Source organism: Gardnerella sp. DNF00476 (assembly GCF_049262735.1).
Lineage (GTDB): Bacteria > Actinomycetota > Actinomycetes > Actinomycetales > Bifidobacteriaceae > Bifidobacterium > Bifidobacterium vaginale.
Genome location: NZ_CP058401.1, coordinates 1,144,706 through 1,167,357, shown reverse-complemented (window position 1 = coordinate 1,167,357; position 22,652 = coordinate 1,144,706). Strand labels below are relative to the sequence as shown.

At 39.1% G+C, this 22,652-nt stretch carries 12 protein-coding genes; 4 read left to right on the top strand and 8 right to left on the bottom strand.

Translation table 11 applies throughout. The features are described 5' to 3' along the window. Positions 1-43: 43 nt before the first annotated feature. Positions 44-1,156 (bottom strand): LacI family DNA-binding transcriptional regulator, encoded by a 1,113-nt coding sequence (locus HXT25_RS04615; RefSeq protein WP_004112255.1) that lies wholly within the window; start codon positions 1,154-1,156, stop codon positions 44-46. Between the two features lie 85 nt (positions 1,157-1,241). After that, the gene (locus HXT25_RS04610; RefSeq protein ID WP_422118728.1) at positions 1,242-2,861 is read right to left on the bottom strand and encodes a glycoside hydrolase family 31 protein; all 1,620 of its coding nucleotides are present in this window, start codon (positions 2,859-2,861) and stop codon (positions 1,242-1,244) included. A gap of 310 nt (positions 2,862-3,171) precedes the next feature. Here HXT25_RS04610 and HXT25_RS04605 point away from each other — a divergent pair, with 310 nt between their 5' ends. From HXT25_RS04605 to HXT25_RS04590, 4 genes are all read left to right on the top strand, one after another. After that, positions 3,172-4,425 carry an ABC transporter substrate-binding protein gene (locus tag HXT25_RS04605; RefSeq protein ID WP_422118727.1) on the top strand — a complete coding sequence of 418 codons (1,254 nt, stop codon included), beginning with the start codon at positions 3,172-3,174 and terminating at the stop codon, positions 4,423-4,425. 143 nt (positions 4,426-4,568) lie between these two features. Beyond that, a complete protein-coding gene (locus tag HXT25_RS04600; RefSeq protein WP_004112250.1) occupies positions 4,569-5,513 on the top strand; it encodes a carbohydrate ABC transporter permease in 945 nt (314 codons plus the stop codon). Next, entirely contained in the window at positions 5,513-6,343 is an 831-nt protein-coding gene (locus HXT25_RS04595; protein WP_004112249.1) for a carbohydrate ABC transporter permease, read from the top strand. The genes HXT25_RS04600 and HXT25_RS04595 overlap by 1 nt, the downstream gene beginning before the upstream one ends. A gap of 130 nt (positions 6,344-6,473) precedes the next feature. Beyond that, complete coding sequence (locus tag HXT25_RS04590) at positions 6,474-8,441, top strand: family 16 glycosylhydrolase (protein WP_415706846.1); 1,968 nt, start codon at positions 6,474-6,476, stop codon at positions 8,439-8,441. Between the two features lie 479 nt (positions 8,442-8,920). Here the strand turns inward: HXT25_RS04590 and HXT25_RS04585 are convergent, their stop codons facing one another. The 6 genes from HXT25_RS04585 to ftsH all read right to left on the bottom strand — a co-directional run bounded on the left by HXT25_RS04585 (position 8,921) and on the right by ftsH (position 22,562). Next, a complete protein-coding gene (locus HXT25_RS04585) occupies positions 8,921-15,181 on the bottom strand; it encodes a sugar-binding protein (RefSeq protein ID WP_422118726.1) in 6,261 nt (2,086 codons plus the stop codon). Between the two features lie 557 nt (positions 15,182-15,738). Continuing rightward, positions 15,739-16,737 carry a lipid II:glycine glycyltransferase FemX gene (locus HXT25_RS04580; protein WP_004112243.1) on the bottom strand — a complete coding sequence of 333 codons (999 nt, stop codon included), beginning with the start codon at positions 16,735-16,737 and terminating at the stop codon, positions 15,739-15,741. A gap of 70 nt (positions 16,738-16,807) precedes the next feature. Beyond that, a complete protein-coding gene (ettA, locus tag HXT25_RS04575) occupies positions 16,808-18,484 on the bottom strand; it encodes an energy-dependent translational throttle protein EttA (RefSeq protein WP_004122991.1) in 1,677 nt (558 codons plus the stop codon). 142 nt (positions 18,485-18,626) lie between these two features. Beyond that, positions 18,627-19,136, bottom strand: coding sequence for a DUF3180 domain-containing protein (locus HXT25_RS04570; RefSeq protein WP_004112239.1), 510 nt, complete (start codon positions 19,134-19,136; stop codon positions 18,627-18,629). Beyond that, complete coding sequence (locus tag HXT25_RS04565; RefSeq protein ID WP_422118725.1) at positions 19,136-20,197, bottom strand: dihydroneopterin aldolase; 1,062 nt, start codon at positions 20,195-20,197, stop codon at positions 19,136-19,138. The genes HXT25_RS04570 and HXT25_RS04565 overlap by 1 nt, the downstream gene beginning before the upstream one ends. A 97-nt stretch (positions 20,198-20,294) precedes the next feature. Continuing rightward, positions 20,295-22,562 (bottom strand): ATP-dependent zinc metalloprotease FtsH, encoded by a 2,268-nt coding sequence (gene ftsH, locus HXT25_RS04560; RefSeq protein ID WP_410309700.1) that lies wholly within the window; start codon positions 22,560-22,562, stop codon positions 20,295-20,297. Between the last annotated feature and the right edge of the window lie 90 nt (positions 22,563-22,652).

Below are 22,652 nucleotides of genomic sequence, written 5' to 3'. Positions count from 1 at the left end.
ACTTTTATATCACAAATTGCATATGAAATACTTAAAAGGCGTATTACCATGATGTAACAGTCGTTGCTCTCCTATGTATATTAGATGGAGCTACAAGTATCTCACGATTAGTGCGATTAGGAATAATCTTATTTTGTTTAAATTCAGAATGCTGTTGATTGGATTCACTATCTAGTCTCTGAAGTACTAGTTGAATCGCAGTTTTTGCAACTTCTCTTGGAACAGTTGAAATATTAGTAATAGGCGTTGGGAAACTCTCTGCATAATCATCAGAACAATGTACGATAACCGATAAATCTTTCCCAGGCTGAATATTTCGTTCTTTCAAATACCATAACAACCACTGAGCCACACTAGGCTGACGAACAATAATACCAAGTCTATCATCTTTGTACTTCAATAATCTGTCAGCGCATTCAACAAAACCTGTCCAGTCTGGAGATTTTCTTGGGATTATAGAATACGGAATATTAAGCTTTTCACATTCTTGACGTATGGCCATATGGAACTCGTGAATAAAGAACATGTTTTCAGGCTCTTCAAAGTCTATAGAGTACGGGTTACTCACAGGCTCCCCTATTACAGCAATATGATGATGATTTGTCTCATATAGTTCATCAACTGCCATGCGTCCTGCAATACGAGCATCTAAATCTACGACATCCAAGCCCTGCGCATTTCTAGGTCTTCCAATTAGCACTGTTGGCTGAGTCAATTGGCAAACTACTGGTATACGAGGATCATTAGTCTCAATATCCATAAGGATAAAAGCATCACAAAGTGTCTTATTAGCTAATCTTTGTATACTCTTTGAATCATGTGCAGTTGTGTTAAGAATAACATCATATCCATGTTCTTCAGCATAACGAACTATGGTATCTATGTAAGGAGTAGTTTCATTTGCATCTTTATTGCTACGCATCTCTGCAAATAGTGCAATAATGTTCGTCTTAGATGTTCGAAGAATGCGAGCGCCAGCGTTAGGATGATAGTTAAGTGTGCGCATTGCATTGAGTACACGGTTACGTGTTTCAGGAGCAATCCCGTTTTTATCATTAATAACAAACGAAACAGTTGTTTGCGAAACTCCAGCTAAAGTCGCTACATCTTTACTTGTAGGAGCTTTGTAGGCAAATCCGTCTTGTGAAATTCTCATTGCATTACAACCTATCGCTAAGCAATTACAACCTTTGTACTACTTGCCATCAATCCCAAAATATATAGTATATACAAAATATACTCTACATTTTTTTTGTGAATATTGGAATTCGATCCAACGGCGTATCAACAATGATAGTAGTTGGTCCATCAAAAATAATTTTATCATCACTTTCCCAACTTCCATCAGGAATATAAACAGAACGCTGTTTTTGATATTTATGAAGAGCTGGAGCCACTATAATTCTGTCTCCAAGTAAGAATTGATCAATTATATCTTCACAATGATCGTAGTGGTAAGACATTGGTCGTACTATTGGCTCACCAGTATTAGCAGCATTTAATGCAAACTTTTGTATCGTCGGCAAATGTGCTTCTCTCGTTCTTATAGCACAAATTAGAGCTTTCATATGCTCTTTATCTAAAACACGGTGAGGTAAAGTAGAGAATTGCATCATAGGACATAATGCTGCAATCTGTGCATACCGAATAAAGAAATCTTGATCTATACTATTAGCATTTTGCATAGATTCAATTTCGCCTCCACCAATCATATCTGGACATGTGAATGCGTGACCAATAAGACCTTGAGCTATTATTTCTGGAATAAGCGATTGTAGACCTTCAACCCCCCACGATTGTGGCTTATCTCGTAAGCGCTGCGCTAAAGGCTGACCACCCATTTTCCAACATGCTCTAAACTCGTTGTAAGAGTAGCGCAACCCGAATTTCGCCCATCGCTCACAAAATTCTGCAGACGTCATTGATTCGTATGAAATGTCATCGTTATGACACTCATAAAAATCACCACCATCGAATTTAAACCCATCAACACCTATTTGTCTAAGAGCATCAAGCTTCTCTTCTAACCAAGAGATTGCTTTTGGATGCGACAAATCCAAAACAGCACTCAAGCCATTCCACCATCGTCGTATTGCTGTTTCCCCATTTACACTTCTCAATAAAAGATTTTCTTTTTCCAAATAACGGAAATTTTCAGAATCAGGACTAATGAAAGGCACGAGCCAAAGCATTACACGAAAGCCTTGTTCGTGCAATGAGTCAATCATTTTACGAGGTTTTGGAAAACGCGAAATATCAAATGTCCAATCACCATAATCAGGTGACCATTTGTCATCAATCATAATGATTCCAGATGGCATTCCTAATTCAAGAATCTGACGCGCATAATTTTCTACTTTATTTTGCGTTGGAGCATAAGGCATTTCGATCCAAGTATTATATTGCGGCTTATCAATAAGATCTGCAGGTATACTTCTACCGCTTGGTGGAAAATATTTATTGCAAGCATACTTATAAGCATCAGATAATTTATCTCCAACTTTGGTAAACGTTAGAGATGATGAATGTTCTATCGATAGAGTTCTATCTGCGAATGTAAATTTGAAAGGTTCTTTGCACCATACATATCGTCCACACGTAGATATTAGTAGCGGAGAAGATTGATTTGAGGCTTCAGGAACTTCTCTTAGTTTTTGAGTCCATTCAGACAAATCTCTTGTAAATACTTGTTTCCCAAATGGTTCATATATCCCATCAATTACTGTTCCACCCCACCAGCGCTCCCCTTCGAGCAACCTAATTGTGGTTACAAATTTATCGACTACATTTGAAACTACATCTGTTTTTGTTGTCTCTGCTGTGTTTAGCACATCCATTGTGCGACTAATTTCCACGTTCATCTTGCATCCTAAAAAATATTATCTGTATACATTCAATTATTACTAATACGTATTATTACTATAATATTAATAATGGATATTGTCTAATATATATAAAATATTCTTTATCCATACAAGTTTATCCTGCTCATGAATAACGAAATCCCTTAATAAATCACTATTTTTACGCTTGTTATATATCTTTTTAAAAACACATATAACTATATTTAAGTTGCATTTTTATAAGATATGTGTCATACTGTACCTATCAGTACTAATACGTATTGAAAAGATGGTAGAAGATTTGCTATCACAAAGAAAGGAAATCACAATGAGGTGTGGGTTTCGAAATGTAAAGCGCACGGCGGTGGCACTGGTGACACTCGCCACAGTGTTATTACCATTGGGAGCATGTGGCAATGGAAATTCTGCTGGAAAAGTATCTATTTCGTTTTATTCTTACTTCAAGAAAAATCAGATAGGCAATGTAATTTCAGCATTTCAAAAAGCACATCCAAATATTAAGATTGATGCGCAATATGGTCAAAATTCAACGCAATACATCCAAACTCTGCAAACTCGACTAGCTGGCGGCACTCCTCCGACGATTTTCAATTTAACAATGGATAACCGCACTGACATAATGCAATCTGGTCAAGCTCTGGATATTTCAGGATCAAAATTCTTATCTGGAATTGATGAATCAAACTTCAAGCTATTCCAACACAACGGTAAAACATATGGCATGCCAGTTTCTGCTTGGGTTGGTGCAATGTTTTACAATAAAGATATTTTGAAGCAAGCTGGATACACTGAATTCCCTAAGACATGGGACGACTTTATTACTATGGGCAAGAAGATTAATGATTCTGGTAAAGTCGCATTCTTGGAAGATTTTAACACACAGCCATCTGGCACATTCGAGGCATTATTAGCAAGTAAATATGCTTCTGACAAAAACGATAAGCAAGACGAAGTAATCTGGAACGGATCTTCAACATTTAGTAAAGAGTGGACTCCAGCATTGAGCGAATGGGCTAAAGCTATAGACGCAAAAGTCATTCCTCATAAGAGCATTGGCCTAACAGCAGATCAGGTAAAGCAAGAATTTGTCACTGGAAATCTTGCAGTTATGCGTTCTGGTCCTTGGGATTTGGCAGATGTAAAAGCCTCTGGAATTAATTTTGGTGTTGCTCCTATGCCTTCTTATAAGAATGGAGAGCAGTGGATTAATGGTGGCCCTGACCAAGGATTCGCTATTGCAGCTAAAGCATCTAAAGCTCAGCAAGAAGCAGCAAAAACATTCTTAGCATATTTGAACAGCAAGGATGGTCTTAAGACGTTCACAACAAATGCTGGAACTTTGTCATTATCTGATAAGTATCGCGCAGATCCTCCTGCTGAACTTGCTGGAGTTATTAAAGATTATTTCCAAAATAACAAATTCTACTGGGTGAACTTCTCCAAGTCTCCTAGCGCAATGATGACAGAGATGGCATCTCGTCAACAAGAGCTAGTTCAAGGAAAAATCACTCCAAAAGAATTCACTAAGTTGTTAGACGATAAATGGAATTCGATGAAATAGTATAAGCAGAATGGGTTGCACTCTGAAATTTTAAATCAGTAAAATCTGTTACAGAGTGCAACCCGTTTTCATTGACAAGAGTAATTTGCATCTGTAATCCTGTTAGCAATAGCAGATTTGTAGATCATAGAGGGGGCATTACTATGAGGTGTTCACCAAACAATAACAGCAATTCTGAGCAAATAAGACATAAGTTTTCTGTATCTTCAGCTGCCTTTAAAGATAATTTAACTTCATTTTGGTTCCTATTGCCAATAGTGATTATTTTTATTGTGTTAACTTTAATTCCTTTAATGCAATCAATTTTTTACTCATTTACTGATTTCAATGGCTACGATTTAAATTTTCACTTCATCGGCTTGCAAAAGTATCAACAAGTCTTTTCTGACACATCATTACTTTCAGCATTAATTTTTACATTGATGTATTCATTCATCGTTACCATCGTAGTTACATGTCTGGCAATTCCTCTAGCCGTTGTTTTAAATCAAGCAATGATTGGTAAGAGTTTTTTGCGATCATTATTCTTCTTCCTAGGAGTACCAGCACAAGCGGTAATTGGTCTAATTTGGCAATACATTTTTTCTCCTTTAGATTCTGGAGTCGCCAATCAAGTTTTACACACATTTGGCTTACCTTCTATTCAATGGCTTTCTCAAGATAACTGGGCACGTTTTTGCGTAATGTTCGTAGCAGTATGGATGCAAGTTGGATGGCATGCTACTTTATACATCGCATGGCTTCAGGCAATTCCAGCAGATCTCTATGAACAAGCGAGAGTAGATGGTGCGAATGGTTTACAGCGATTCGTTCATATAACTTTGCCACAGTTAATTCCAGGAATGGTTGTTTCAACATTTTTATTGATGACAACTGCTTTGAAAATATACGACTTACCATACACATTGACCGCTGGAGGTCCTGGTCATTCCACAAATACCATAACTCAAGCGATAATTATGCGCGGCATGGGACAATCTGACGTTGGTTTAGCATCAGCATTATCTACATTATTCACGATTGCTTGCGTAATTGTTATTGCAATCCAAATGAAGGTATCAAGCACAGTTGCAAGGAGATTCCAATAATGAACAAGCGTCACAAAATCGTATCTCAAACAGTTCGAACTATAGTTGTTTGGACAATTGCTCTAATATGCGCTGTCCCCCTGTACTACGTTGTAATTAGTTCATTCAAAACACCTATCGACATGATTAAACACCCATTGCAGCTACCAACACAATGGTTATGGAATAATTACATAGATGCGTTTGCAGATGGAACAATCATTCAAGCATTTATAAACACAATTACTGTGACTGCTGTTGCTGTTATTTTGCAAGTATTAATCGGATCACTTGCAGCTTATGGTGTAGTACAGAAAAAATCTCTTTTTACTATGATTATTGGGTCAATCCTAATGATTACATTTGCAATACCAGTACAAGCGACTTTATTGCCTTTATACCGTATGGAATCTTCAATAGGTTTAACAGATACTCTTACAGGTCTTGTAGCACTATATATGGGTAGCTGCGTCTTTTGCTATTTCCTTATTGTTGGCTATATGAAAGCTCTTCCACAAGAATTATTTGAAGCAGCAAAAATTGATGGCGCAGGACCATTCCGAATATATTGGACTATAGTTCTGCCTCTTATACGTCCAATTATTGTAGCCGTAGTTGTTTTCCAAACAATGGGCACTTGGAATGACTTTCTTTTACCAAGCGTGTTCTTATCATCAACAGACAAACAGACTGTTGTCTTACAGGTTTACAATGCTGTACAACAATTCACAACAAACTGGCCTTTGTTCATGGCAACGACTGTATTAGCTTTGATTCCAGTGTTTATTTTCTTCTGCTTCTGCCAGAAGTGGATAGTTTCTGGTCTTTTAGCTGGATCAGTAAAGGGCTAAATATTTATAGATAAATGTTTTTACATAATTAGGATAATCAATGAAGATAATCAATTTTAATAAAAAGTGCATGTGCATATTTTCTGCTATATGTATAAGTACATGTGTTGTACAAAGTAACTGGTTTTCGGTGGCAAACAGTTTAGAAATCAATTCTAAGCATAGCCGTACATTTAAGAATAGAGACACTGATAAAGCCAAGACAAATATTCCTGTTCGTTTCATGATTGACGACAACGTAATAAAAACATTACAAGTCGATTTTGATGGCGAAGATTATACGATCTATGACAGTAATCTGCCAGAAAATCCTATTAGGAAAGGTAAAGATTTTCTAGGCTGGTTTTGGCGAATAAAAAGCTCAGGAAATGAATATAAGGCAATCTTCCCATTTAAATTATCTCTAATTCCTGAGACTCTTCATTCTGAACTAAGCAATGGCGTCACATTTTACGCAAAATTTGGTAAGAATATACCAGGTAATCAACTACAAAAACAAGGCTATCGTTTGATTTTTCATGATGAATTTAATGAAAATAATTTGGATACAAAATATTGGGTAAATAAATATCTATCTTCATGGAGCACTACTTCGCAAAATGCGAGTAACTATCTAGTTAATAATGGACATTTGCAATTACAGATTAATCAAAATTCTCAACCATGGTGTCCAGAATTTGATGGGCAAACTATTGTTAGCGGTATTTCTACCGGTAATCGCAATAGCTTACACAATTGGACAGGAAAAAACATCGTTCGCAATCCAGACAAAACAGAGCTAACTCATATTAATCAATATGGCTATTACGAGATGAGAATGAAAGGTCAACCTGGTTCTGCTAGACATAGCGCATGGTGGCTCTTAGGATTTGAAGATACTCCAGAGCAAAGTGCTGAAATTGATATCATGGAAGTACAAGGCAGGGACAATCATAAGGTTCCACCAAATCTACATTCTTGGAGAGATAAAATTGCTTTTCCTCATTTTACTGGATTGAGATCGTATTACGACAAAAATAAGAGTTTCAATGATGAATATCATGTATATGGTTTTGATTGGCAAAAAGGTACAGGAACACGCTCTGGATACCCAGATCGTATCGTTTTTTATGTAGATGGTAATGAATACGCTAAAGTATCAGTAAATATTGACTATCCTATGATTCAGCTTTTGTCTTTATACGAAAAACGATCAGGAGGTTGGACAGGGTCATGGCAATGGGAGCCTTATCCTAATACCATGGATATAGATTATGTTCGAGTTTACAAAAAGTTGCCTAAAAATCAACATAATTTATCCTCCGATCAATTACATATTGTTAGCATTATTGCTGAAAACCCAATTGTTGGTAATAAAGATATAAATACAAAATCTTATGACATTAATGGTGATGGTATTAAGGATTATTATGAAAAGAACATATTAGGCACAAAATCATATGTACGCGTTAATTGGAGTGATGGAATAGAAACTCAAGAACCAGTAACATGGGATCCAATAACAGAAGATGATATTTCAAAATTACGTAGCGGTAAAACAGTAATGAAACGTGGGATTGTAAATATTGTTTCTTTGCAGAAGCATAGCAGTCATGTAACCCACATGGTTATCACGCCTGAATTTTCAGCAAACAATATGAAACGATATAGTTCTAATGGACTTGTTCCTGTAGAACCTCATGCTATAGATAATCTTTTTAATGGGGAGATCACCAATAGATATAAAACTGGAGTATTCGACTTTAAGCCTTCTCATTTAAAGCAAGAAAAGATATCAATTAATTATAAATTTGATAAATGTAGATCAATATCTGGCATAGAGTTCTACGCTAACTACGGTAATGATCAGGCAATTAAAAAATTTAAGCTTTCCACATCTAAAGATGGAATAAATTGGGAAAATATAAAAGATGGACAAAAAGATATGATTTTTACTATTCCTTGGAAAACTTCTCAAGTCCATATAGAACGCCAATATATAAAAATCCCTGCAGCTATTCTAAAGAATTCTTTTAAATACTATCGTATTATTCCTGTAGATATCGGAAATACTTGGCATCATATGGCTATGAGTGAAATACATTTTGTTTCTAAATAAATAGCAGCAACAAAAATAACCTCTAATAATCACATAACACATTCTTAGTACATATGCATGTTACTACTCTGTAGTGTTTTTGTTTTCAAAACTACGCATTTTGGGAACAAAAACACTACAACTTCATATATATCACATATTTCAACTCGAAGCCATAAAGCTCGCACGTTACAGCACGCTCACATAATCGTAACCCTATTCTCACATTTGTTCTCTCTTTATACAAAAACGACTACAAACACGGGCGAAAATACACAAACACAGGCAAAGACGTGAGCGCACTTAAACCGCGCTAACGTCGAAACACACCCTACGCCATATTCACCCCATAGCACGTACAAATACAAGTAAAAAATGACCTGCATAAGTGCATACGGTTATAAACTAGTCAGCCATACAGGTTACGAGAATAAAAAAGTTGCTCAGCTACAAGCAAAAAGCTATAAAACCGAGCAACCAATTTACACTGCTAAAACTGCTTACTTATTTTTGCGCAATCCACCACGACGAGCAGCAAATAGCGCTCCAGCAGCAGCGAGAAGCGATGCCAGCAGCCCAGTAGGAGCAACAACAGAACCAGTATTCATGCCACTGATTTCTCCACGCTTATTACTATCACTACTCATTTCAGCATTCGAATAAGCACGCATACCAGCAGACTTAGAATTCTTAATAACCTGAGCACGAACCTCATCACGAACCTGCGAAGCACGAGACTTAGCAGCAAGCAAAGCCTTACGCGCAGCACTCAGCTTCTCAACAGCAGCATTCACTTGTTCCTGAGTGCTATGAGGATCGGCCGCTACCTTTTTAGCTTCCGCCAAAGCACTATCAACATTAGATTTTGCCTTAGAAACATCAATATCCGCCTGCTTAACAGCTGGAGAATTCTCTACACCAGAATCGATATTTGCATCATGTGATCCATTATCATTGGATGCATTATCTTGCTTAGCAGCAGAACTGCTGGTGACACCATTACCACTATTTGTACTCTTGCTAACATTCCCTGAATTAATAGAATTGCTAGAGTTATCATCCACATTGTTCTGCTGCGAACCATTGGCATTATCGCTAGATTGCAAATCGGATTCAGCACCCTCGATCTGCAAATGCAACTCGCCCTTATCTACAATAGCTGGCGCATTATCATTCACACCAAAACCAGAATCACGAGTTTGCTCTGGAGTTGGAGTTGTATCGGGAGTTGGAACTGGAACAGGCTTTTGCTCAAACTCTGGATTCACAGGAATAACTGGAGACAGAGACTGAGCAGGAGCTACACCAGTCAACGCATTCTTAGCCCGCTGGAGCTTCTTCAAAGCAGAATCAACAAGAGCTTGACGCTCTGATTGAGTCTTAGAAGCAAGATCTTTACCAGTACCAGATATATCAGCCAACTTTGAAACGAGATCTCGCGCATCTTGCAAAGCATCATTATATGCAGTCTTTTTATCCGAAGTGTCATAGAGGTACGCAGAAGACATTCTCACAGTGCCTTCAAGAGCAATCTCTTCCTGCAAAGCACTAATATCAACACCATTCAACGAAGATGCAGCAGTCTGAAGATTCTTCAAAGCATTGTCAACAGCACTCTGCTTATCCTCAGGAGACTTCTGAGACTTATTGTTCTTCGCTTCACTCAAAGCATTCTGAGCTTCGATAAGAGCCTGATCAAAAGTAGTCTGCTTATCTTTATCAGAGTTCTTATACTGCGGCTTATCCTTTATATCAGTATCCTTAGTAACTTCAGACTGCAGCTTAGATGTATCAACAACGCCATCCAGCTCGTTCGATGCAATTTCAAGATTATCCTTAGCAGTCTTTATTGCCTGCTCAGTCTTACCATTAGGGTTCTTCAAGATTTCTTCAGCAGCTTTCAGAGCCTTATCAAAATTATCTCGCTTATCTTGATTGGCGTTCTTGTAAGACACTTTAGACTTCTTAGTATTGGCATTATCAACAGCGTTATGCAAATCAGAAATATCATGACCATCCAAACCATCGATAGCTTTGGTAAGCTTATTGATAGCATCAGAAATTTCCTTCTCTGTTGCACCAGCTTTATTTACGATATTTTCTGCAGAAGCTATAGCGTCATCAAGCGCTTTACTATTGGTATTAGAAGCATTCTTATAAGCAGGAGTATCCTTCTTACCTTTTGCCTCCGTAAGCTTTCCTGTCAACTTAGTCTTGTCAACACCATCAAGATTACTAATAGCATCATTAAGTTTATTTAATGCTTCATCAATAGCTTTCTGCTTTTGCTCAGGAGTGTTCTTTGACTTATCCTTCTTAGCGTCAGCAAGAGCAGACTCAGCGCGATTGAGAGCCGTATCAACAGCTTGCTTCTTTTCTTGAGAAGCATTCTCATACTTAGGATCGCCATCAGATTTAGGATCAGTTGTTGACTTCTTCATTTTCTTTGCTTTTTCTACAGCAGCTTCCAAATCAGAAGTTTTAACCTTACCATTAAGATCGTTAAGTGCCTTATCCAAGTCGTCTTTTGCTTTACTGATCTCAACATCTGATGCGCCAAGCTTCTTTTCGATTTCCTCAGCATATTTTAACGCTTTATCAAAAGCAGATTTCTTATCTTCTGACGCGTTATTGTAAACAATTTCAGATTTCTTTGAATTTGCTTTCTTTATGGCATCATTCAAATCAGATTTATTATGACCATCAAGAGCATCAATTGCTTTGCTTAACTTAGATTCAGCCTCATTAATAGACACCTGTGAAGCATCTTTTTGTTCATAAACTTTCTTTGCATTAGACAGAGCAGTATCAAAATCATTCTTCTTATCTTTAGAAGCATTCTCATACTTTGGATTCTTCTTTATAGAAGAATCATCTTTACCCTGCTTATCCTTGCCTTGCCATTCATAAGCGGTCTCAATTTCATGCTGAAGCTTTGACTTGTCAACAGTATTACCACCGAGATCCTTAACAGCATTTTCTAATGTGTTCTTAGTCTCATCAACCTTGGCACCATCAGCATTCGTACCCTTAGTTAGATCAACAAGAGTAGATGCATTTGTTAATGCAGTGTCAAAAGCATTCTTCTTAGATGTATCCTTGTAGCCATCAGACTTCTTAAGAGTTTCTTTCTGTTTATTGACCAAATCAACAAGAGTCTTAAGATCACTCATCTTCTTGTCAAGCTCTTTAGCCTTAGCAACAACAGCAGTGATGGCAGTCTTAGCCTGATCAACAGTCTTCAAATTATCGCTGGTAGGATCAGTTTCAACATCATCAATTTTCTGCTTCAAAGCATCCTTTTGAGCTTTGTTAAGATTCGTGAGCTTATCTACATCAGATTTAGCATCACTCTTAGCTTTATTTAACTCAGCTTCCTCAAGGATACCCTCAACTTCTCGCAAATCATTAGCTTTATCAATGCGATTATTTAGATCTGTAGCTTCTTGATCAGTAAGATCACCTTTCTGCTTCAGATCAGCAATCTTCTTCTTAGCTGCAGCTTTAGCATCCTCAAACTCAGCTTTGTTGAGAATCTCTGCAACTTTATCAAGACTATTTGCTTTATCAATATCACCCTGATACTTCTGCTTTTCAGTATCATTAAGATTAGTAAGCTTACCGATAGTATCCTTAGCAGCTTGCTTAGCAGTATCAAGACCATTATTATTACTGTTATCAAAAGCAGTCTGATTCTGAGTAGCCTTTTCCGCAGCCTGTTGCTTTATAGTATTTATATCATTCTCATCAGTTGCCTGCTGAATCTTCTTAATAAACTGCTCTTTGTCCTCAGGCTTAAGTTTGTCGTTCTTGCTAATTTCATCAATAGCAGACTGCTTTTGCTTCTCAAGCTCAGCAGCCTTCTTATCTTTTTCAGCTTGCTGATTAGAAGTATTCTCATCCTGAGTAGCTTGCTGCTGCTTTTGGTCGACAGTCTTATTATCAGCATTCTGCTGAGTTTGAACAGCCTGCTTTTGCTTTTGATCAGCCTCTTTTTGCTTGTCATCAGACTCAGTCTGCTTCTGCTGATCCTGCTTCTTCTGGAATTCGTTTATCTTCTCACGAATCTTTTCAGGATCAGTTACGCCTTTCAGCTGTTCATCAAGCTCTTTTTTCTGCTTATCATCAAGACCAAGATCCTTCTTAACCTTATCAATCTGCTTTTTATTATCAGATTCTTCTTTCTTCTTATTAACAAGCTCGTCTATTTTCTTAAGAAGCTTATCAACGTCATCTTGTTTTTTAATACCGTTTTTATCCGATAAAACATCTTTATCTTTAGATATTTCATTCTTAAGTTTATTAAGCTCATCTCCAGAGAATCCCTTATCTTTCAGAGCTTTCTCTATTGCATCATCAATCTTTTTCTTTTCGTCTTCTGGATTAAACGCTGGTCCATCAGCATAGAAAAGATCATCTTTGGATAATGTGAAGTACAAATCATCAGTATTCCAAGTACTACTAGCACCTCTAATCTCAATACCACTATTTCCATGCACAATGTTAGTTATACCAAGTGTACCCCAAACATTAATTTTTAATCCGTTAGTGCCACTCTTTGGAGTGAATATACTTGCCTGTTTTTCTAGATCCCATTTATTGTTGCTAGCTATATTACTACCACCAATTGCAAGCGGTTCAGTATGATTAATTTTATTAAATTCTGTTCCTTTATTTGTCCAATCATAATTATCGAACATGAAACGCCGAGCTGCATCAGCCCAATTATTTCCATCGATATTATTAATATTGGTCACCTTAATAGGAGTTATATTGTACGTATACTTTCCAGTAGTAACTTTATGAGTTCCTTGCGCAGTGCTTTTACCTTGCGTATAAACTAGACGCTCGCCGCGAATTTTTACAGTACTATCATCGCTGAACGTTATTGTTGTAGTACCATCTTTTCCTACATTAATAGCATTAGCGTCTTTCTTAAGATTTTGATCGAGATCTTTATTAGCTTTTTTGATATTATCTTTAATTGCATTTTGTTCTGGTGAAGATAAATCTTCAGCATTCTTTACACCAAGTCTGCTTGGCATAGCAATTTTCACTCTCTCAGATAAAGATGGTATCTTATAAACTAATAACGTGTGAGAAATAGTATCTTTTGAAGGGAAGCTATTTTCGTTATCCTTGTAAGTAATTGTTGCATCACCATTAGTTGCAATCGAAATGTTATTTTTATTATTACTTATAGCATCAAGGAATCCATTTACATTTTTATTAGCATCGTATATAGATTCCTGAACTTTTTTGATGTCATCAGGCGAAAGGCTACTTGGATTCTTCACACCAATAGGTAACCCGTATAATGGCGTAAACTTATCCGCAAGTGAACGCTGCTTCTTTACAAGATACTGGCCTTCAATTGTCTTAGTGGAAGGAGTGCCAATTTTATCATCAAACGTGATAGTCGCTTTACCGTTACCATCAACAGTTACACTCTTGATATTTTTATTCTGATTAGCATTCTTAATAGCATTTTCAACTTGCGTCTTCTCTGTTGAATCAAGAGAAGACGCATTCTTCACAGGAGTCAAAGCTGGATACGTAATTTTTGTGCGCTCTGACAATGGCACGTAGCGCTTAGTTAGATTCTCCTTAGAAATAGTATCCTTAGAGTCATCTTTGTACGTAATAGTCGCGCTACCATCATTATTAACTTTTACAGCCTTTTTGAAATCCGCTTCAGTTTGAGTCTGTTCCATACCTTTAAGCTTTTTCAGCACATCGGTATTACTCTTATTAGCATCCCACAGCTTTGTAAGAACATTATCCTTTTCGTCTTTCGTAAGACTCTTGCCATATTTCGCAGAATCAACCTCTACCTTATCATTTGGATAATTAAGCTCTAACTCCTGAGCATACTTTGGTAACGTTGGAGCAATCTCAACTTTGCCAACAGTGTAATGCCAGTTGCCCATCACCTGGTACACACCTGCAGCAAACTTTAAAGGCTCCGTTTTATCTTTCAGTTTGATAACAAAGCTAATCTTAGATTTTCTATTGCCTCTACTCTCCCAGTTAATAATTAGTGCACTCGTATCGTTCATATATGCTGTAGAAGTATTGTAAGTATCACCTGAGTTGTTATAACCACTGTCTTCGCCAGTCATCCTCTTCCAGTTATTCTCAAACTCAGTTTTCTCCGTATTCTTACTAAACCAGAAACGGCTTGCAGACTGATTCCAAGCATCCTTTCCATATGTTGCACCTGTTTGTTTGGAACCGCCATCACCAGTCAACTGTTCATCTTTATGCAAAGTAACTTTATTATCTACAATGTCAACATCCTTAGGCACGCTCGCCCACCAGAATGGTCGACCACCCCACCATTCACCCTGAGAATTAAACTGGTATTCGACCTTGTAATACTGTCCGTAAGTTTCTCTATCAGCCTTATTCTTATCAGTTACCTGATTCTTATCGCAAGGAAGTGCTTTAATATCAACATACCTCTGCGCCTTTGTAGAAGAATCACGATTCGCATACCTATAGCTGCCGTCAGGCATATTCACGCCATTAGCCCATGCATGGTTAGATGGCAATCCTGCTCCACATGCAAGCAAACTTGCTAGCACTGCTGTTAAAGCAATTTTAGGAAGTACAGAGACCCTTCTAGAAGAAGTTGCCTCAAAGTTTGTAGACGTAATCGATTTCGCCATTGAATCGATAACAGAATTATCTAGGTACGAAGATTTTGTGCACTTTTTAGATATGGATATGTGTTTCGCGCTATTTTGTTTACTCGTCATATACTTCACCCTTTTAGGACGTCTATACTTTTCGACTTTTTGCATCACAGGCAAATATTTGTTCATAAAATGTAGAATAACTAACAAAACAAAGCACAGAGATAGCAAATTGCCAATTAGAGTAATCTACCCCCCCCCCCGTGGAAAAATTCAATAATTTTGAGAGAATTTGTTGAGTGATTTTAATCACAGATTTATATTATTTTTTAAAAAATTACTGATTTTCCTTACTAAACATTAACAAAATAAGGTTTACACAAATTTTCGCTATATATTTTTTATTAATGATATTGATAAGCATAAGCTATACACGACATGCCGTTACACTCGAATACAAGTAAACTAACGCGGGATAAGAAAAACACTACAAGATAATCAAAATCACGTAAGAATATTCCCGCATTTGTTCCCTTTTTGAGCAAAATAGAAACAAACACGGGAGACGCGACCTGCATGAGCTCTTAAAGCGTAGCGCGCGAACGACATGATGTACTTTGCACCAGATTCACCCCAACTCGCGCACTATAGCACTCTAGAAATAGCAAATTTTCAGGAGATCACCTATTAACAAACTTGCTGTATGCATCCTCATCTGCAACGACATCAAGCTCACCAATCCAAATAAACGGATCAGTAGCCTTGCAAAAACCATACTTAAAGAAATAAAGACCATCGCTAACATCAAGTGAGAACACACCACCCATGTTAAAGTACTTCATTCCAAGCTCATGCGCCCACTGAATCAAATCCCATATAGACAAATACCCTGGGCTCACCTTGCCCTGCATGGTCGCAGTAGCACCATACATGTACCATAATTCACCGTTATAAGGCAAACCAATCATGCACGCAATAGTCTTACCCTCATAGTCCGTGCTATAAATTCTCATTTCTGGATAAGCTGCAAGCAATCTCTCAAAATACTCTTTAGGTCTGTATGTAATACCGTGTCTTTTTGCCATAATCTCAGTAAGCTCATAGAACTTGTCAATATCTTCCTGAGAACGACTCCACCTAGATGTAACGCCAGCTTTTAAAGAAGCCCTTATGTGCCTTCTTGTCATCGCACTAAACCCAGCAAGAAGATCATCCGTAGACTTACCCTCAAGGTCTAGCATCATCTCATATCGAGGATTGGAGAAAGAGTGAAGTTTTTCCCCATCGCTCCTAAAAGTAAAACCTTGCTCTCTATACTTCTTAACAAGATCTTGATCGTTTTTAACGCAAGGATCCATTCGTAGCAAAAATGCATTGTACTTTTCAATAAGAGGCTTAGCTTCTTCAATCAGCTTCTTAGTGGTTTCTATATCATAAAAATCACTTACTGGTCCATGAGGAGCATAGAGGAACATTTTATCATCAACAGCTTTTATGCCGAGAACAGACATTGCTGCTGTAATCTTACCGTTTTCTTCTAGATAAACGTATTCACTAATCCAGTTGCTTTTCACATCTGCCCAACGCATATCTTGCATAGCGTTTCCATAAGGCGAATGTTTTATGAATTCCTCATACTCTTGGACTTTAGAAGAATCATTTTTATCAAGTATCGGCATTTGTTCTCCTTTTTAGCTCAATACGTGATTTTAATTCAGTTTTACTCTGATAGCACGAGTTATACGCGATTTAGCGAGTAAGCTTACGATGCAAGCGATGAGGACGAGCAGCTTCTTCACCAAGGCGTGCGATCTTATTTTCTTCGTAAGCTTGGAAGTTACCTTCGAACCAGTACCATTTTGCAGGATTCTCATCGTCGCCTTCCCACGCAAGAATATGCGTGGCAACGCGGTCAAGGAACCAACGATCGTGGCTCACCACTACAGCGCAACCTGGGAAGTCAAGCAAAGCGTTCTCTAAGCTTTCAAGAGTCTCAACATCTAAATCGTTAGTAGGCTCATCAAGCAGCAGCAAGTTGCCGCCCTGCTTAAGAGTTAAAGCCAAATTCAAGCGATTACGCTCGCCGCCAGAAAGCACGCCCGTAAGCTTCTGCTGATCCGAACCTTTAAATCCAAAGCTTGCAACATATGCGCGAGTAGGGATTTCAACGCCTGCAACTTCAATAAAATCAAGTCCGCCTGAAACAGCTTCCCACAAGTTCTTATTAGGATCCAATCCTGCACGATTCTGATCCACGTAAGAAATCTTCACAGTATCTCCAACTGTAAGCTCTCCACCAGAAAGTGGCTCCAAGCCAACAATCGTCTTGAAAAGCGTAGACTTACCAACGCCGTTCGGACCAATCACGCCAACAATGCCGTTACGCGGCAAAGTAAACGACAAATCGTCGATTAACACGCGATCTCCAAAAGCCTTGTGAATATGCTTCGCTTCCAAAACTTGCGATCCCAAGCGTGGACCTGCAGGAATTTGAATCTCCGAAAAATCAAGCTTCTTGGAATTGCGTGCCTCTTGCTCCATTTGGTCGTAACGCTCCAAACGAGCCTTATTCTTGGCCTGACGTGCCTTCGGCGAGCTACGCACCCAATCAAGCTCATTCTTTAAGCGCTTAGCAAGCTTGGCATCCTTAGCACCCTGGATTTCCATACGCTTAGCCTTGGTTTCCAAGTAAGTGGTGTAATTGCCCTTGTATGGGTAAAGCTGACCACGATCCACCTCGCAGATCCACTCTGCTACGTTATCCATAAAGTAGCGATCGTGGGTTACAGCAATAACAGCGCCTTCGTACTTGTGTAAGAACTGTTCCAACCAAAGAATAGACTCAGCGTCCAAATGGTTTGTAGGCTCGTCAAGCAGCAGCAAATCTGGGGCTTCAAGAAGAAGCTTGCACAGCGCCACTCTACGCCTTTCTCCACCAGAGCACACAGAAACAGGCGAATCTGGGTCTGGGCATTGCAAAGCATCCATCGCCTGCTCAAGCTGAGAATCCAAATCCCAACCATTTGCAGCATCAATCTCTGTTTGCAACTTACCCATTTCTTCCATCAATGCATCAAAGTCAGCATCTGGATTTGCCATCTCTTCGCCGATTTGGTTAAAACGCGCTACTTTTTGCGCAATCTCACCAAATGCCATCTTAATGTTTTCGCCAACCGTCTTCGTTTCATCTAGAGGTGGCTCCTGCTGCAAAATTCCAACGGTATAACCTGGCGTAATCGAAGCCTCGCCGTTTGATACATTCTCCAAACCAGCCATAATCTTCAGCAACGTTGATTTACCCATGCCGTTAGGCCCTACAACGCCAATCTTTGCGCCTGGTAGGAAGCTTAAGGTAACGTCGTCTAGAATCACGCGATCCCCGTAAGACTTGCGTGCCTTAATCATTTGGTAAATAAATTCAGCCAAAGTAATATACCATCCTTAAAAATTGAATTTAAATTGAATTAAAATTAAATTATTACAGCAGATTTTTAAATTTTAGGTTTGTGTTTATGTTTTGTATTTCGGTTTTATACTTATATTTTTAAATTTTATATTTTAAATAATTTTAAATCGCAGCAGCTGACTGTGCCCTGTCGGAAGTACCACTTGATGCATCCGCACCATCTTCTGGAGGAAGTTGGCACATCCACTCACCCACAATACCAATAATCATGTCTACAAGACATACTATTCCAGCTATAATGCATTCACGAATAATGTTGGAATAGAGCGGAATATTTGCATGCGGCCAACACATGAATAGTTGCCCAGCATACCAGCCAGTTAGAATCGCTCCAGCCATTCCAAGCGCTTTTGCAAGCATAAGAGCTGCAACAGCAAGCTGCATATTTAAATGCTTATGCTCCTCTGGCTTTGCAGTAACATACTGATGCGTCTGCCAAGTAAGAATAAAGGTAACTATTCCACCAATTGTCATAAACGCAAGAACAACCCACGGCGCACCAGAAAGCGATATTGCGCTTGATTCCGTAATAGACACCAGGAATGCGCCGAATACAAATCCAAATAGCACCCCGAGTACAAAGTACCACCAAGGCGTGCGGTAAGCTTTCATCAACACTCTCCCATAATCCAACGTTCTGAATAAATACCGACTCGCGCTGCATCTGGTGCAAACGCAAGTTTGTACGCAAGTGGTTCTCCGTCAATTGAAGCATCTGGCTCAATTTGCATCCATGGCTCCAATTGTGCAGCATTTAGCTGTGAATCAAGCCTATCTGAATCCATAGTCTTTGTGTTTGAACTATCAGATCCGTATTGCCTCGTGCCTAAAATTCTCAATCGCAAATTTTGTTCTTGAGAAATTTGCATTTCTTTGATCTTAAGCGCTAGATCATCTTCTACCATTGTACTAGATACCACTATTATTGCAGAATATTCTTCGCCTTTATCAGAGCTTACCTGATATAACGCCGAAACGCCGTCTAATTGAGTTGAAATAGGTTCTTTCGATTGCTCCAAACTCGTGATTATATCTAGCATGGCGAATTTTGTTGACTCTGATTTTTCTCCCTGCATTGACACTACTGCAGTTGTGATAATTGGATTATAGCAAGATTGGCTATAGACAGAATCTAAAGAAGAATTAGAATCGCTGGTTGCTTGCGACTTATCTTTAGACTCATCTTTCGAAGTCTCATCTTGTAATTTTTCCTTCTGCTCAGCCGCAAAAAGCGACGCGTCCGTAGGATTCGCCAATCCAAAAATCTGCGATGTTTCCACATCGTCTGCAACCCTACGAATCGTAATAGACACGCCATCTGCATTAGGTAAATCATAAGAAGCATCGTTAAAATCAGCTTTAAACTGCGCATTAACAGTAATCTCTGCCTGTTTAACAAGCCAAGATTTCATAGCTGAATCCAGTAGCCTTCCAGCCGTAAGCTCCAAACAAATCGAAGAATTCTTAGCAATATCATCATCTTGAACACACGAGTCCAAAACGCGGCTAAGTCTTTTAGAAATCTGGGCAATATCAACCGTTTGGGTAGAGTCGCCAGCAACCGCTGCCCTCAAATCTAAACTCAAAACAGCATCAACACTAAGGCGAGTATATAAGCCAATAAAAGCATCAGTATCACTAGGTTTAATACCACTTAACTTAATTGTGTCCATAATCGCCTCCCAAAAATATTATACGCGCGATGCTTTGCATAATCGCTAAACACCGCGCGTAAAATTGTTAAATTAAATTATTATTTAAATTAAATTATTATTTTAGACTTTTATCTTCATCTGTAGAATCAGCTGGCGACTTATCCTCAGCATTATCCTCAGTATTATCCTTAGAAGAATCACCCTCAGAGGCATCATCCTTAATAACACCAATATTTCGCTTCAAGCTTTCTGGAATCTCTACAGGAGGAAGAGGCGAATCTGGACGATCCGAATTAGAAAGCCACAAATCGCGCTCTGGAGCCTTACGAATCTTAGAGAAGATTTGCTCAAGCTCTTTCTCGTTAAGCGTTTCCTTAACAAGAAGCTGACGAACCAACTCATCCAAAACATCACGATTATTATTAATAATCTCCCACGCCTCAGTGTGAGCCGTTTCAATCAACTTGTGAACTTCTTCATCAATCACTTCGGCAGTTTTATTAGAGAACTTACGCGATTGCAAAGAATCCAAAGAACCAGAAGAATCCTGATCAGCGTCCATCCACTTTACGGCACCAAGCTTAGAGGAGAAACCATATTCAACAACCATCTTACGAGCGATTGCTGTAGCTTTTTCAATATCGTTAGAAGCGCCAGTAGTTGGATCGTGGAACACAACCTCTTCCGCAGTACGGCCGCCCATAGCATACGCCATTTGATCAAGCAACTGATTTCGAGACTGAGAATAGCGGTCGCTAGTTGGCATAACAGCCGTGTATCCAAGAGCGCGTCCACGAGGCAAAATTGTAACCTTAGTAACAGGATCCGTATGATGCAAGGCAGCAGCAACGAGCGCGTGACCACCTTCGTGATACGCAGTGTTACGCAACTCATCCAAAGCCATGCCTTTAGACTTCTTTCTAGGACCAGCCTGAACGCGATCAATCGCCTCGTCAATAGCGCGATTGTCAATAAGCTGAGCGCCAGAACGAGCGCAAAGCAAAGCCGCCTCATTAAGCACATTAGCCAAATCCGCGCCCGTAAAACCAGGAGTTCGAACAGCAACCATATGAAGATCAACGTCTGGAACAAAAGGCTTGCCTTTAGCGTGAACCTTAAGAATCGCCTCGCGACCTTCCAAATCTGGAGCTTCCACAGCAACCTGACGATCAAATCGTCCTGGTCGCAAAAGCGCAGAATCAAGCACATCTGGGCGGTTCGTAGCAGCGATAATAATCAAATTAGTGTCGTTATCGAAGCCATCCATCTCCACAAGCAGCTGATTAAGCGTTTGCTCGCGCTCATCGTGGCCGCCTGTCATACCGCTACCGCGGCGTCGTCCAACTGCATCAATCTCATCAATAAAGATGATTGCTGGAGCGTTCTTCTTAGCCTCATCGAATAGCTCGCGCACGCGAGAAGCACCAAGACCAACAAACATCTCAACAAAGTCCGAACCAGCCATAGCATAGAACGGCACACCAGCTTCGCCTGCAATAGCACGCGCAAGAAGAGTCTTACCTGTTCCTGGAGGGCCATAAAGCAGCACACCGCGCGGAATACGCGCGCCCAAAGCCTTGTAGCGAGAAGGATCCTTAAGGAATTCCTTAATTTCCTCAACTTCTTCTACAGCAGACTGTTCACCTGCAACATCCGCAAACTTAGTCTTAGGTGTTTGACCTTCCAAAAGCTTTCCGCGTCCACGGCCGCCACCCATTCCAAGCATTCCGCCGCCAGCGCTTGCCATTCTGCCAAACATGAACCAAACAAGCCCAAGCAGAATCAAAATCGGCAGCATAGATGTGATCAGATAAGAAATTATGCTAGAAGACTGCATGCTAACAGTCCAACCATTAACTGGCTTAGCTTTTTCGATATCCTGAACAACAGTCTTACTCTGAGCAATCGTATAGTAGAATTGCACGTCTTTTCCATAATCGTGCTTCTGCTTATCGCGCTTATCGAGCTTAACATACTTCTTGTCAAGCGTAAGCTTTACAAGCTGTTTGTTGTCAATAACCTCCACATAATTTGCACTACGCTTATGAAGCAACTCCAAGCCATCTTGCGTATCAATTGTCTGTGTACCGTTATGCACAAACATCTGGAATCCTGCTACAGACAATATCACAAGAAGAACAATCCAAGTCCAAGGAGATTTAAAGAACTTACGACGAGAATCAGGATTATTATCATTCTGCGAATCATTACCATTCTGATTCTTATTGCCGTTCTTGTTTTTATTGTTCTTATTATTCCCACTATTCCTATCTGGATTTTTTCCAAAATTAGGCGGAAGGAACGGATTATTACCGTTACCTCCCAAAGGACTTTTCATAGGTCCACCCATAGGTCCGCGAGGCGACATTGGAGAAGCGCCCATATAATCAGGCTCCTTTCAGGATCCTTCTGAAGGCTCCTTACATAGAAATATGCTTAAAATTAGGATTAAATCCTACTATTTGGTTTCTAT